The sequence below is a fragment of the Aeromonas sp. QDB34 genome (assembly GCF_027705405.1).
Lineage (GTDB): Bacteria > Pseudomonadota > Gammaproteobacteria > Enterobacterales > Aeromonadaceae > Aeromonas > Aeromonas hydrophila.
Window position 1 is genome coordinate 729,627 of sequence record NZ_JAPDBT010000001.1, and the last position, 14,584, is coordinate 744,210.

Annotated in this window: 11 protein-coding genes and 1 other RNA gene; 3 read left to right on the forward strand and 9 right to left on the reverse strand. The window is 58.2% G+C overall.

Annotated features, from left to right (window positions below):
- Complete coding sequence (locus tag OKC29_RS03275; RefSeq protein ID WP_162275698.1) at positions 1-1,923, forward strand: putative bifunctional diguanylate cyclase/phosphodiesterase; 1,923 nt, start codon at positions 1-3, stop codon at positions 1,921-1,923.
- Between the two features lie 113 nt (positions 1,924-2,036).
- Here the strand turns inward: OKC29_RS03275 and OKC29_RS03280 are convergent, their stop codons facing one another.
- Complete coding sequence (locus OKC29_RS03280; protein WP_045526784.1) at positions 2,037-3,470, reverse strand: glycoside hydrolase family 1 protein; 1,434 nt, start codon at positions 3,468-3,470, stop codon at positions 2,037-2,039.
- A 157-nt stretch (positions 3,471-3,627) separates the two neighbouring features.
- Between OKC29_RS03280 and OKC29_RS03285 the strand changes: the two genes are divergently transcribed.
- Positions 3,628-4,503, forward strand: a complete 876-nt coding sequence (locus tag OKC29_RS03285; RefSeq protein ID WP_073350473.1) for a LysR family transcriptional regulator — start codon at positions 3,628-3,630, stop codon at positions 4,501-4,503.
- A gap of 4 nt (positions 4,504-4,507) precedes the next feature.
- Here the strand turns inward: OKC29_RS03285 and OKC29_RS03290 are convergent, their stop codons facing one another.
- Together OKC29_RS03290 and OKC29_RS03295 are read right to left on the reverse strand one after the other, a co-directional pair.
- Complete coding sequence (locus tag OKC29_RS03290) at positions 4,508-6,019, reverse strand: EAL domain-containing protein (protein WP_162275699.1); 1,512 nt, start codon at positions 6,017-6,019, stop codon at positions 4,508-4,510.
- Between the two features lie 92 nt (positions 6,020-6,111).
- On the reverse strand, positions 6,112-6,951 hold the full coding sequence (locus tag OKC29_RS03295) for an EAL domain-containing protein (protein ID WP_073350476.1): 840 nt from the start codon (positions 6,949-6,951) through the stop codon (positions 6,112-6,114).
- 233 nt (positions 6,952-7,184) lie between these two features.
- Between OKC29_RS03295 and OKC29_RS03300 the strand changes: the two genes are divergently transcribed.
- Positions 7,185-8,111, forward strand: coding sequence for a LysR family transcriptional regulator (locus OKC29_RS03300; RefSeq protein ID WP_073350478.1), 927 nt, complete (start codon positions 7,185-7,187; stop codon positions 8,109-8,111).
- 629 nt (positions 8,112-8,740) lie between these two features.
- Here OKC29_RS03300 and ffs read toward each other — a convergent pair.
- The 6 genes from ffs to OKC29_RS03330 all read right to left on the reverse strand — a co-directional run bounded on the left by ffs (position 8,741) and on the right by OKC29_RS03330 (position 14,529).
- An RNA gene (gene ffs, locus OKC29_RS03305) (signal recognition particle sRNA small type) lies at positions 8,741-8,837 on the reverse strand.
- Between the two features lie 102 nt (positions 8,838-8,939).
- Positions 8,940-9,728 (reverse strand): sulfite exporter TauE/SafE family protein, encoded by a 789-nt coding sequence (locus tag OKC29_RS03310; protein ID WP_073350496.1) that lies wholly within the window; start codon positions 9,726-9,728, stop codon positions 8,940-8,942.
- A gap of 90 nt (positions 9,729-9,818) precedes the next feature.
- Entirely contained in the window at positions 9,819-11,255 is a 1,437-nt protein-coding gene (gene arcD, locus OKC29_RS03315) for an arginine-ornithine antiporter (protein WP_039214372.1), read from the reverse strand.
- Between the two features lie 389 nt (positions 11,256-11,644).
- Complete coding sequence (locus OKC29_RS03320) at positions 11,645-12,406, reverse strand: SDR family oxidoreductase (protein WP_039214371.1); 762 nt, start codon at positions 12,404-12,406, stop codon at positions 11,645-11,647.
- 71 nt (positions 12,407-12,477) lie between these two features.
- Entirely contained in the window at positions 12,478-13,398 is a 921-nt protein-coding gene (mmsB, locus tag OKC29_RS03325; protein ID WP_073350497.1) for a 3-hydroxyisobutyrate dehydrogenase, read from the reverse strand.
- A gap of 27 nt (positions 13,399-13,425) precedes the next feature.
- Positions 13,426-14,529 carry an enoyl-CoA hydratase/isomerase family protein gene (locus OKC29_RS03330; protein ID WP_073352467.1) on the reverse strand — a complete coding sequence of 368 codons (1,104 nt, stop codon included), beginning with the start codon at positions 14,527-14,529 and terminating at the stop codon, positions 13,426-13,428.
- Positions 14,530-14,584 lie beyond the last annotated feature (55 nt).

Here is a 14,584-nt window from a genome sequence, read left to right on the forward strand (position 1 = left end):
ATGATCAAGGGCAAGTTCCTCTCCCTTGCCTTTATCATGGTCTCCTTTCTGGGGGTGACCATCTGGTCACTCTTCAATTACGATCGCACCTTCAATGACATGGTCAAATACAACCAGCTCTCCGCCTGGTCTCTGGCCCAGCTGGAGCTGGAGCTGCACGGTTTTGACGAGCAGCTGTCGCTCTATCGCAGCGGTCAGACCGATGCCGGGCAGTTGAACAAGGCCTATGACATCGCCTGGAACCGGCTGGACATCTTCCTGACCGGACAAGAGACCGCGCTTATTCGTTCCCGCTACCAGGCCAGCGAGAGAGTCGGCGCCTTCTTTGAGGTGCTCAAGGAGTATGAGCAGGACGTGGTCAACCCCACCCCCGATTCAGCCCGGCTGGCCGAGATGGAAACTAGGCTAAGCAAGCTGTTGCCTTCCATCCGGGATCTGATGGTGATGAACTTCACCGGCCCCTCCGCCATCAAGCAGCGCCAAGAGCTGCAGCAGTCCAAGGAAGGGCACGTACTGGTGCTGGTCGTCCTGCTGGCCATCGGCCTGCTCATCCTGTTCGTGGTCTCCCGGGAGATGAAGCTGCAATACTTCCTGGCCTGGAACGACCCGCTGACCCTGCTGCCCAACCGGGCCGCCTTCATGACCCGGCTGGAGCGGCTGGCCAAGGGCAAGCAGCCCACCGACGCTACCCTGACCATCTGCCTGGTCGAGTTGAACAACTTCAAGGAGGTCAACGACAGCCTGGGCTATGCCGCCGGGGATGAGCTGCTCGCCATGGTGGCCAACCAGATCAGAGAGTATGCCCATGACCAGGCCTTCATCGCCCGCATGGGCGGCGATGAATTTGCCCTCTTCATCTATGGCGCCATGCCCATCGAGCACCGTGTTCCCTACCTTGTCCGGCTGCTGGATGAGTTGAGGCCCACCGTTTTTCAGGCCGATCCGGCGCACCGGGTGCGCGTCAGCATGGGAATAAGCCAGCACCCCATCACGGCCCACAAGATCGAGGAGCTGATCCTGTTCGCCGACATTGCCCTCGCCAATGCCAAAAAGCTCAAGGAGAACCACCTGCAGGTGTTCAACCACCGGATGTTCGAGCACTACAGTCGCAACCGGAAACTGGCCGCCGAGCTGCGTGAACATCTGAATATCATCTCCAACAGTACCCTCTACCTGCACTACCAACCGGTGATAAAACCGGGCAATGCCTACAACATGGGGGCGGAGGTGCTGATCCGCTGGCATCACCCCGAATACGGCTTCATCAACCCGCTGGACATCATCGCCATGGCGGAGGAGAACGGCCTCGGCGAGCTGCTCGGCAAATGGATCTTCAGCCGGGTCAACCACGACATGTCGCAGCTGCCGGCCAGCTTCGTGGACAAGCTGGAGCTGGCCATCAACCTCTCCAACTCCATGTTCACCCCGGCCCTGTTCCACCAGGTGAACGAGATGCTGCAACAGAGCCCGCTGCGCGCAGAACAGCTCATTCTGGAGCTCACCGAGACCATCGCACTCGACGATCTGCCGCTCAGCCAGCGCATCTTCAAGGAGCTCAAACAGATCCACGTGCGCATCGCACTGGATGATTTCGGCACCGGCTGGTCCTCCTTCTCCTATCTGATGTCCCTGAGCTTTGACAAGCTCAAGATTGACAAGTCCTTCGTCAGCAACATCGAGACCGACCCGCGGCAATTCATGTTCGTCGAGTCCATCACCAAGCTATCCCATCAGCTGGGGCTGGTAGTGGTGGCCGAGGGGGTGGAGAGCCTGCATGAACTGCAGCAGCTGGCCCATATCGGGGTGGACGAGATCCAGGGCTACTACTACTCCAAGCCGCTCTCCCCTGCCGAATTTTTCATCTATGCCATGACCCATCTGGCCCACAGCGCCGAGGAGAGCGTGGACGTCAGCTATCACTGACCTCACATCCCATTGCGGGCCACCCCCTCTTTCGCCTCACCGTCTCGTTCCCACCAAAAACAACAAGCCCCGCCGGTGGGCGGAGCCTGTCAAAGTACTGCTGCTCGATTTGCTTAGAGCGTTTTGCCGCCCGAGCTTATCACCGTCTGGTACCAGTAGAAGCTGTCCTTCTTGAGCCGGCGCAGGGAGCCGCCCTGCTCGTCACGCTCCACAAAGACGAAGCCGTAGCGCTTCTGGTAGCCGTTGAGCCAGCTCAGAATGTCGGTGAACGACCAGGCGCAATAGCCCAGCAGTTCCACCCCGTCCTGCAGCGCCTCTTGGCACGCCTTGACGTGGCTGCGCAGATAGTCGATGCGGTAGTCGTCGTGCACCCGATCTCCCTCTGCCAGCTTGTCGAACTCGCCGAGGCCGTTCTCGGTGATCATCAGCGGCAGACCGTAGCGGGAGGAGAGCCGGCGCAGGGCGATGCGCATCCCGGTCGGGTCAATGGCCCAGTCCCAGTTGCTGGTCTCAAGGTGCGGGTTGGGGGCCGTCTTGTAGAGGCCGGGAATGCCGCTCGAAGGGGTGGTGCCCTTCTGCCCCGTGGTGTTGATGCGCTGCAAGGTCTGGCCACCGAGCGGGTTGTCGGTGAAGGTCAGGGTGTAGTAGTAGTTGACCCCGATGTAGTCGGGCGTCCCTTCCCGCAGCAGCTCGAGATCGCCCGGCAGGATATCCGGCGCCTCGCCGGTTTCCCGCAGGTAGGCAAGCGCCGCCTGCGGATAACGGCCAAAGCAGTAGGCATCCAGCCACCAGAGGTTGGTGAACTCCTCGGCGTTTTCAAACGCCAGCATGTCTTTCGGGTCGCACGACGCCGGATAGGCGGGCGAGTAGGCAAAGCTTGGGCCGATGAGGCCGTTCGGCACGTGCTGGCGGAACGCCTTGATGACCCGGGCGTTGGCCAGAAACGCGATGTGGTTGGCGGCAAAGAAGCGCTTGCGGTCCTGCACTGCGGGCGGATGAGTGCCGAGTTGATAGGCATTGGTCAGGTTGTAGTTCTGCTCGTTGAGCGACACCCAATATTTCACCTTGCCGGCAAAGCGCTGATAAAGGGTCACGCAGTAGCGCTCGAAATCCTCGATGATGCGTCGGTCTTCCCAGCCGCCGTACTCATCCTGCAGCGCCTGGGGCAAGTCCCAGTGATAGAGGGTGAGCACCGGCTCTATCTGATGCGCCAGCAGGGTGTCGATGAGTTTCTCGTAAAAGGCCAGCCCCGCCTCGTTTACCTCGCCGCGGCCGGTGGGATAGATACGCGGCCAGCTCACCGAGAAGCGGTAGGCCTTGAGCCCCATTTCCGCCATCAGCGCCACGTCCTCCTCCATGCGGTGATAGTGATCCACCGCCACGTCGCCGTTGCTGCCCTCAAAGGTCTTGCCCGGCAATTTTGTGAACAGATCCCACACCGAGGGGCCCTTGCCATCGGCGTTCCAGGCCCCTTCCACCTGGTAGGCGGCGGAGGCGGCGCCCCATAGAAAATCGGCGGGGAAGTCGTTGAACTTGTGGTGATGCATCTGGGGTTGCTCCTTCTGCGGCGGTGGCACCTGCCACCTCTATCGCGCCGACTGGCGGCGCCCAATGGAATTGGCATAAGCATCGAACAGTTATAAAATTCCGTCCAATGACAAATCAAACCATTCAACATTCCAAACAGGAATCATAGGGGCTGGGATGGAGTTACGGGATCTGAAAGCCTTCGTCACCTTGGGGGAGGTGCTGCACTTCGGTCAGGCAGCGGTGCGCCAGCACGTCACCCAGTCGGCCCTGAGCAAGCAAATACGGCGGCTAGAAGAGGAGCTGGGCGGCGAGCTGTTCGAGCGCAATGCCAGCAGTACCCGCCTCACCGTGCTGGGGCGGGCCCTTTACCAGGATGCCAGCGCCTTGGTGGCGGCCAGCGAGCAACTCGGTCGCACCGCCCGTGACGTGCTGGCGGGCAACAGCGGCACCCTTCGCATCGGCTTTGGCGTTGCCACCAAGATCCTGGTGCCCGCCGCCATCGCCCGTTTTCGCACCGAGCGCCCGCAGGTCACCATAGAGCTCAACGATCTCTCCACTCACCACCAGTTGCTGGCACTGAGCGAGGGCAAGCTGGACCTCGGTTTTTGCCGCTTGCCCGCTCCCAAGGGGTGGCACTGTCTGCCGGTGGTGCGGGCACACTTTGTCGCCGTGCTGCCGGCCAGCTACGCCGGCGTGAGCGAACTGGCGGATCTGGTGGACAAGCCGCTGGCTATCTTGCGCCGGGACAAGGCCCCCTCGTTTTATGATCACCTGATGAACTATCTGGCCCAGAGCGGGCTGCGTTTTCGCGATATCCAGTACGTCAACGACTTCGCCGCCGGCGTCGCCACCGCCGCCGCCGACATCGCCTGGACCCTGGTGCCCTCCTCCACCACCATAGAGCACCCGGATGTGCTGACCCTGCCGCTGCGTGATGCCGAAGCGAGCTGGATCATCGGCCTGATCCGCCCGCCCCACAGCAAGGGCCCGCTCATCGACGCCTTCTGGCAGATTGTCGCCGACCTGAGTGAACCGGGCCCTGCGTCATAGCAGGCTAACCCCGGCTACCGCCCGATAGACGCATGTCGTGCTGCGCAGGCAGACAGTGAGCGATGAAGGTATCTAGCGGCATCGGCTTGCCGTAGAGATACCCCTGAAAGCGATCGACCCCTGCCTTTCTTAACAGTGCTACCTGCGCCGGCGTCTCAATGCCTTCGGCAATGACGCTGGCACCAATACGATCTGCCAGGTCCATGATATTCATCACGATCTGATAGGCCATCGTGCTCCGTTCAATGTCCTGCACGAACAATCTGTCTATCTTGATGGCACCGATAAAAGACGAATGAATGTGCTTTAGGGACGAGTAGCCGGTGCCGTAATCGTCCACGGCAAAACAGACACCGGAAGCTTGCAGAGATCTGAATGCCCCCATCAGTACCGGCTCCGAGTGATGCAATTGTGATTCTCGCTCCACCAGCTCAAGACATAGTCTGGGTTTGTCTCCTCTTTCGAACGCCTTCAAAAACGCTTCGCAGGCTGTTTTCAGGGAGGGATTGAGCAGATGTGAAAGGGTGACATTGAAATTGATGGTGAACCCCGGCGGCAGTGTGACGTCAGCCACGCTGATTTTTTCGGCAACTAATGCCATCAACCGTTCCGTCATGGGAATGATGGATCCGCTCCGTTCTGCCTGGGTTACAAACTCAGCCGGGCTGAGCAGCCCGTATACAGGATGACGCCACCTCACCAGCACTTCGCTGCCAATTACCGCTTGTGACCGACTATCAACCACGGGTTGGAGATAGGGTATGAATTCATGGTTGGCAATCCCCTTGCGTATATCGATCTCAGTGAAATCAATGCCGGCAAGCCAGTGCCGTATCAGCATATATGCAACAAGCGAGAGAACCATGATGGCCACCATCAACCAGCCATAGCTATCCATCATGGCCATGATGATATAGAGATCACCTTCAATATAAGGAACAATACCAAAACCGTATTTATCTGAGTGACTCAATACGGTAGCAGGAGGAGCTCTCTCAATCTGCAGCCCCGTCCCCTCCAACAACTGAGTGTCATGTATCGTGTCTATGGTCAATTTATAGTTGACGATATTGTTCAGTCTATTTTTGTCGGCAATCAGATCCGCTATATATCTTGCATCGATGAAGGCCATGATGCTGCCACTTGGGCCATGTCGAGAGAGCAAAAATACCGGATGACCGAGTATGACATCAAGATGAACACCTTCCTGCCGTGCCGACGCGTTAAGCCTCGAGACAATACCAGCAATATTCAGGCTGTTGTCTTTGTAGGATGAGCAAATTTCACCGGATTGATCCAGAAAAGAGTAAATCATGGTATAAGCATTGCGGGTTGCGGTATCAACCAGCATCTTTGTCAGCTCGGGGCAGCCCACTTTTTTACTGCGCGACACTATGTCATCCATCCCCCCTTCCACCACTTGAAAAATATTGTTAATACCCAATATGGCTAGACGGGCATCTCTGTTGCTCTGCGCAATAATATCTCGTTTTTCATGATTGAATACTGCGTACATGGCAACGATAGAAAATATAATACACATCGCAAGGGAAACCGCATTGCATATGCTCGCATTCAATCTGAACAAGCGGTGATAGTGAGGCCACTTCACAATGATTTCAGGTCCATCAAGTTGACACTTCTTGGCCTGGCGTAATAAAAACCCTGCACTGCCCAACAGCCAGTGGAGAGCACTACTTCGCTCTGCCTCTTGGTTTCCACTTTGCTGACAATGGTTTTCATCCTGAAAGTCTCCTGCAATGACAACAATGCATCTTTGAAAACATTTATCTCGCTTTGCAACAAAGGGGGCGTATCAAACTTCACACAACTGAATATCCCACTCGACAGGTAACGCTCACGCCAGTCACCGCCTCGCCAATCGAAGTTGTCCATCACCAAAATGACACCATGTTCATGCAGTTTCACCAGTGTGCTTACTGGTAATGCACTTGATATAAAAGGATACTGACTGACTTCTATATGGAGTCTGACACCATGACCTAAAAATACCTCCGAAAAGTAAATCAGAGCATCCCCAAGCGCATATAACACTCTGGATTCTACTTTAAAAAATAAAGCGGTTGATTCTTCTCTCAAAGCATTCAACAGTGCATCGCTTAATTGCAACAGTGTCAATTCGACAAGCGAGATGGCATCACAACTATTGTAAAAGGCAACCGCAGACTGGGTGTCATGAGGTCGATAGAACAACTCAGATAATCGCTCATCTGCAACAGCAGCACCATTTAAAGATGCATCCATATGATTTCTTATGAAATCGGCAGTGAACAACTCCTGCACAAACGGTTTGAGCGAATGTATGATGGCTGGGTTGAACAAGGATCGGCGTTTTGCATTGAATGATTCGATTTGTTCAATCCCCATCAGCCGATAGGGTTGCAGATCAATACCCTTATCTCTGAGCTCCGCAATCAAACCAGACATAACTCCCCTCCGTGCTTTATACAATCATAAATAAGCCCATCTGAATCCAATAGCTGGCGCATACTACAATAACGTATTTCTTGATGATTTATCCTTTTTGCCTTTTTACACAGGTATAGCAAAACTGTCACCACAAAAAAAATATATGTCGCCATAACAATTCTTGTATATCAAGCCATTCAAGAAACATGAAATAATATCTCTCTAACGTTACTTTATTATTGTGGTCAGAGATGAAAAAACTTACATCCATAAAATTAAAATCACTCATCATTGCAAAAACAGTTGATGAGTTGCAAAGCATGAGCGCGGCCGCAGTCAAATTCAATTCTCACCAACCATACGTCAGCAAGATCATCAGTGATCTGGAGAAAAGTCTCGGTTTTAAAATATTCAATAGAGACAATGCCGGTGTCACCACCACCACAATGGGGAAAAACTTCATTGAAAAAGTGGATAACATTCTGATGGCTTATGGTGAACTGGATAATTTCATCGCGGGCTATAAAAACTCGGCCTGTGGTGAAGTTTATATATACGGAGATGATCTTGCCTTGAATTTCATCGCCAGCAAGATTTCACCTTGTTTGACGACAATACAGGGAGATGTCAGCATCAGACTCATTGCAACCCTGGGAGAGTATGCGCCAGATAACAATGATGAATGGGATCTGATTGTCTCTTCCACAATACCCAAGGATGATAACATCATTGTGAGAGAGATTGCCGAGATAGGCTATAACTGTTTTGCCTCACCAACCTTGTTCAATACCACTTTTCATGATCCTTCCTTCCTTAGCAAGGCAGCCTGTATCATTTGGGAAGATAACATGCTCCCTGCAAAAGATGGGAGGCAGTGGATATTTACCATCGACAAGCAACAGGTCAAAATTGATATCGCAGGCAAGATCAGTTGCAACAACATGTCAACCGCTATCGAAATGTCAAAAAATGGTCTCGGCATTATTTATGTACCCTACTACACGGTACAGGAGCATCTCGATTCAGAAAGGCTAATACCACTCTTCGATTACCGGTTGAATCATTATCAAAAGATATATCTCATTTATCGACGCAGAGACAATCAACCCTTCATCGTCAATCAGGTGATCGATCACATCACCGATTATGTGCAACATGCACTGCCGCTCACATGTTGATTATCTCGATCTAAATTGCCTGACCACAATCCAAGAAAACATATATAGCCACGGAATATCTTGCCATACCAGTACAAAGGCAGGTAGAACAGCGCCCCCATCCTGCCATTCTGGTGATGCCCGGCACGCGCCACTGATGAAACCGCCGCAGCGTGAATTTTTACACAATGCCACAGATGTCATTGCCTATCACCCGCTGAGCCACGGGTATTGGTGCCTGGATGAAGATGGCTATGGCTGCAGGCTCAAAGAGCGGTCTTCTTCTATTGGAATATCTACGACTTGGGGCCAGTAGGAGTGGTACAAGCGACATAACCGCCGGAGCCATCACCTTGGCCAATCACTGCTGCCAGGCGGTCTCTGGCTGTGCGACAGACGACGCACCAGATGTTGGTCTGGACTTGGCCGACAACTGGGTCACCTTGTGGCAAACACAAGGCTTGTCTCGGATATGAAGATTTTTCGATCTCTTTACAACGACCACAGAGAAGCGTGGTGACTTTCCAGTAACACCAGATGCCGTGGGGACTGAGCCAGAGATTCATTGATGAGCTCCTCGTCGTCCACACAAAGTGGATGACCAAGGGCTTTAGGAAGCTAACTTATTGAATTGCAGAAACAAGTGGTGGCCCTACCAGCCACATCCCGGCACTCGAGTCCCCCGCCTTGGCTGCTACCTTCCGGTCCTGACCAGGTCGACGGGTTATCAATGCGAGAGGACCAATAGGACCACCGGCGAGGAGAATAGGCAAACTGGCCTCTCAATGCAACGGCTTTCTGCCCTCGCTCGTGCTGTTCGCCTTATTTTTCAACAATCTGGCCAAGGGTTCAGCTAAACAGCATGAATTTGGCACCCACCAGCAGCATCAGCAGGGCGAACGCCTGCTTGAGCCGCTGGGGAGAGAGCCGGTGCGCCAGCTTGGCGCCGACCCGGGCAAACTGGGTACTGGTGAGCACGATGCCGAGCAGCGCCGGTAGGTAGATGAACCCCAGGCTCCACTCTGGCAGGTCTGGATTGTTCCAGCCGACGTAGAGGTAGCTGAGGCTGCCCGCCAGGGCGATGGGCATGCTGCAGGCGGCGGAGGCCGCCACGGCGTTGCGCATCGGCACGCTGTTCCAGCTCAGATAAGGCACGGTCAACGAGCCGCCACCGATACCGAACAAGGCCGACATCCAGCCAATCACGGTGCCAGCGATGCCGGTGCCGAGCGCCCCCGGCAGATGACGCTCCGCCTTGGGCTTGAGGTTGAGCCCCATCTGCAACGCCATGGTCCAGGCGAAGCAGCCGATGATGATGTTGAGGGTGCTGGCGCTGAGCAGGTTGGCGGTCATGCCGCCGAGCCAGGCCCCGACCAGCATGCCGGCGCCGAGCCGGCGGATCATCACCCAGTCGACCGCACCGGCCTCCTGGTGGGCACGCAGCGAGCTGAAGCCGGTGAAGATCATGGTGGGCAGCGAGGTACCTAGTGCCAGATGGGTAATGATGTCGGGCGCAACGCCCTGGGCGTGAAAGCTCAGCACCAGCACGGGCACTATGATGAGACCGCCGCCGATGCCGAACAATCCCGCCAGCATGCCGGCGAACGCCCCCAGCAGCAGATAACCCATAAACAGCATAAAAATTCCTTCCGAGGCGGTGCAGCGAGCAAAGAGTGCGCTGCACATAAAAAAAGAGATGGCCCTTGGGCCATCTCTTTATTGTGCCGGTTAACTCAAGGGAATGGTACCGTCCATCACCTTGTAGAAGGCCAGCACCGCGCAACCGAGCAGGGCCGCCGTCATCCCCTGCTCCAGCCGGTTGAGGCCGCGCAGCCCGTGGTGCTGGCGCGCCTTCCAGTAGATGAAGATGCCGGGGCTGTAGAGCAGCGCCACCAGCAGCAGGTACTCGACCCCGGCGGCATAGACCAGCCAGCAGCCGTAGCCGGTGGCCACCAGCGCCAGGAGCAGGTCGCGCTTGCGCTGATGGGGCTGGCCTGCGTAGGTCTCCCCTTTCAGCGCCAGCTTCAGCCCGTAGGCACCGGAGAAGACGTAGGGCACCAGCGCCGCCGAGGTGGCGATGTTGACCAGCGCCAGATAGGTGCTGCTCTGGAAGTAGATGATGATGAGGAAGGTCTGCACCAGGCAGGTGGAGCACCAGAGCGACACCTGCGGCGAGCCGTTCTTGTTCTCCTTGGCAAACCAGCCGGGGAACACGCCGGTCTTGCCCGCGATGTAGGGCACTTCCGCCGCCAGCACGGTCCAGCTCAGCAGGGCACCCATCACCGAGATCACCAGGCCGATGTTGATGAGCCAGGCGCCCCAGGGGCCAACCACGGCCTCCAGGATCATGGCGGTGGAGGGATTCTTGAGGGCCGCCAGTTGCGGCTGGTTCATGACCCCCAGCGAGAACAGGGTCACCATCACGTAGAGCGCCAGGGCACCCAGCAGCGCCAGCACGGTGGCACGGCCTACATCCTTGCGATGACGGGCACGGGCGGAGACTACCACGGCCCCCTCGATGCCGATGAAGACCCAGAGCGTCACCTTCATGGTGGACTTGACCTGATCCATCACCGAACCCAGTTCAGGGGTGCCCTGACCCCAGATATCCAGGGTGAAGGTCTCCATGTTGAAGGCGAGCAGGATGGCCACGCAGAACACGATGAGCGGCACCATCTTGGCGATGGTGGTGACGATGTTCACCAGCGCCGCCACCTGAATGCCGCGCAGCACCAGGGCGTGCACCGACCAGATCAGGATGGACGCCAAGGTGATTGCCACCGGCGTGTTGCCGTCACCGAAGATGACCTTATCAGGCGTGTCGAAGAAGTAGCTCAGCGCACTGAACACCACGATGGCGTAGGAGACGTTGGCCAGCAACTGACAGAGCCAGTAGCCCCAGGCGGCGTTGAAGCCGATGAAATCGCCGAAACCGGCCTTGGCATAGCTGAAGATGCCGCCATCGAGATCCGGGCGACGCATGGAGAGGTTCTGATACACCAGTGCGAGGCAGATCATGCCGATACCGGTGATGGCCCATCCCAGCGCGACGGCCCCGGCACTGGCATGAGCGGCAATGTTTTGCGGCAGACTGAAGACTCCGGCACCGACCATGGAGCCGATCACCAGCGAGATGAGGGCACCAAGCCCCAGTTTCTTGTCCATCTCAATCCTGTTTAATTAGGCGGCGGCAGAGCGTCCGTATTCATACTGCGCGCAATATGGGAGGGGCTAGAAATCCGTACCCCGTGAAAAAGGCGGCAACTATATTGCATGACTATTCCGACCGCAATCCCTCGTACCGTCAATCATGCACCGTCTTGACCGCGCGCAATTTTACAGCACTGACCCCGGGGGCCTGTGAGCTGGTTCAAATTAAGAAAGACCCGTTGATATTTCACATTTTTCCATGACCTGAGCCCCGTTTTTACGGATCAGACCTGCATGAGAATGCAGCTTGCGGCCGAGGTCGACAAACCCGGTTGCTGACAAACGTTTCAATAAAAATGCCCCTGCGCCGAGGGCCAGGGGCATCTGCAAAAGAGCGCCGATATTCAGAGGCGCAAGCCGCCGTCCAGCTCGATCATCCGCCCCGACAGATAGTCATTGGCGAGAATAAAATGCACCGTCTGGGCCAGCTGCGCCGCCTGCCCGAGGGTGCCCACCGGGATGGCCTGCTGCATGCGGGCCATCGCCTCCGGCTTCATCGCCGCCGTCATGTCGGTGGCAAACACCCCGGGAGCAATACCCATCACCCGGATGCCGTGGCGAGCCAGCTCCTTCCCCCAGGTGACCACCAGCGAGGCCACCCCCGCCTTGCTGGCGGCATAGTTGCTCTGGCCGATGTTGCCGGCGCGGGCGATGGAGGAGATGTTGATGATGACGCCCCCCTCCCCGCCGGTGGCCATCAGCGCCGCCCCCTCGCGCCCGCACAGGAAGGAGCCGGTGAGGTTGACGTCGATGACGCTCTGCCACTGGGCCAGGCTCATCTTCTCCGTCAGCGCCCCCTCCTTCACCTTGATCAGCATGCCGTCGCGCAGAATGCCGGCGCAGTTGATGAGGCCGTGCAGGGCACCAAACTGCCCCTTGATGGCGGCGAAGGTCGCCTCGACCTCCGGCTCGCTCGCCACGTTGCAGACGAACAGGGCGCACTGGCCGTCACGGCTGCGCACTTCCGCCTCGGTCACCTCCAGATCGGTGCGGTTGACGTCGATGAGCGCAAGTTGCGCCCCCTGCTCCGCCAGACTCAGGGCGATGGCGCGGCCCAGCCCCCTGCCCGCCCCCGTGATGGCGATGACTTTCTGTGTGATATCCATAAATGCTCCTGGTGAGATGGCCGGTGACTGTCGAGTCAAAGACTATCGGGTAAAAAGGTAGATAGCGGCCCTTAACCCGGCGCTGTTTTGTCCAGATAGAGTTCGACGATGCTGGAAAAATCCCGTGCCCCCTGCCCCTTGGTGGCGTGCAGGTTGAAGAGGTTGCGCGCCAGCGCCCCCATGGGCACGGCGCTGTGGGCATGCTCGGCCAGGGCCATGGCCAATCCTAGGTCTTTGACCATCAGCCGGGTCATGAAGCCCCCCTGATAGTTGCGCGACGCCGGTACGTTTTCCATCACCCCGGGCCAGGGGTTGTAGCGCTCGAGACTCCAGTTGTTGCCCGAACTCTTGCCCATGATGGTGGAGAGCACCCCCGGATCCAGCCCCTCCTTGACCCCGAGCGCCAGCGCCTCGGCAGTGCCCGCCATGTGGATGGCGAGCAGCATGTTGTTGCACATCTTGGCGATCTGGCCGGCGCCGAGCGCCCCGGCGTGAAACAGGTTCTGCCCCATGCAGGCCAGCACGGGTTTGGCCGCCTCAAAATCCACTTGTTCGCCGCCGACGATGAAGGTGAGCGTGCCCGCTGCCGCGCCGGCCACGCCCCCCGAGACGGGGGCATCGAGAAAACGGATGCCGCGCGCCTGCGCCGCCGCCCCCACCTGACGGGCCGAGGCCACGTCGATGGTGGAGCAGTCGATGACCAGGGCGCCGAGCGGCAGGGCTGCCAGCAGATCCTGCCCGCCCCGCTCACCGGCACTCTCACCCAGCCAGAGGCTACGCACATGCTCGCCCGCTGGCAGCATGCTGATCACCAGCTCGCAGCCGCTCACCGCCTCGCGGGCATCGCCGGCGGCGATGCAGCCGGCCTCGATGGCGCGGGTCAGGCTCTCGGCCACCAGATCAAACACCTGTACCGTGTGCCCCGCCCTGGCCAGGTTGGCGGCCATGGGGCCCCCCATGTTGCCAAGCCCGATAAATCCAATCCTTGTCATGGTCTGTTCCTTGTGTGTGATCGCCCGTCAGCAGGGACGCAGGGGGTTGTTCCCCTCGGGCCAACGATAGAAGTCATCCAGCCAGGCCTCGCCCGCCTGCGGGGCCTGCCAGCGGGGTGATTTGTCCTTGTCGATGAGCAGGGCCCGCACCCCTTCCACGAAATCCCCTTTGAGCACGCAGTTGACCGAGAGGGCCAGCTCGTCGGCAAACACCTCGGCCAGCGACTGGCGCCGAGCCTGCCAGAACTGACGCCAGAGGATGGCGCGGCTGATGGGGCTGCCGCTCTGGCAGGTCTCCCGCGCCAGGGCCAGCGCCGGTTCGTCCAGCTCGGTGCCCGCGAGGCGTGCCAACACCCCTTGCAGGGAGCGGCCGGCCAACAGCGCATCGATGCGCTCCTGGTGGGGCAAGAGCACGGGAGCCGGCAGCGTCTGGCCAAGGGATCGCTGCAAACCGGCCAGCAGCCCCTCAATCTGCTCGCCAGTATCGGCAGAGTCAGACCAGTCGAGGGCGGCGAGGCGCGCCGGCAGCTCCACCCGCTCGCGGCTCGCCATGGCGTGATCCGCCAGACCCAGGCCGATGGCGTCCGCCCCGTTGAAGCGGGCTCCGGTGAGGCCGAGCCAGAGCCCGAGCCGCCCCGGCATGCGGCTCAAAAACCAGCTGGCCCCCACATCGGGGTAGAGGCCGATGGTCACCTCCGGCATGGCGAACAGGCTCTTTTCAGTCACCACCCTGAACCCGGCACCGGCAAAGAGGCCGATGCCGCCGCCCATGCAGATGCCGTCCGCCACGCAGATGAGGGGCTTGCTGTAGCGATGGATATGGTGATCGAGCCGGTACTCCTGCAGGAAGAAGTCGCGGGCATAGCCAAACAGTGCCGACTCGCTCACCTCCTGTTTGCGGTAGTAGAAGGAGCGGATGTCGCCACCGGCGCAAAACGCCTTCTCGCCGGCCCCCTGCAGCAGCACGCAGACGATGGCCGGATCCTGCTCCCAGCGGGTCAGCGCCGCCTGCAACAACTGGATCATCTCAAGGCTCAGGGCGTTGAGGGAGGCGGGGCTGTCTAGGGTCAGTATGCCGATGTGGCGGCCATCCGCCGTGGGGTGGGTCTCGATGCGCACAGGCTCACTCATGGCGAGCCCCCGCAGACCGGGTATCAGCCCCTGCGACATGGCGGGCCGCCATCAT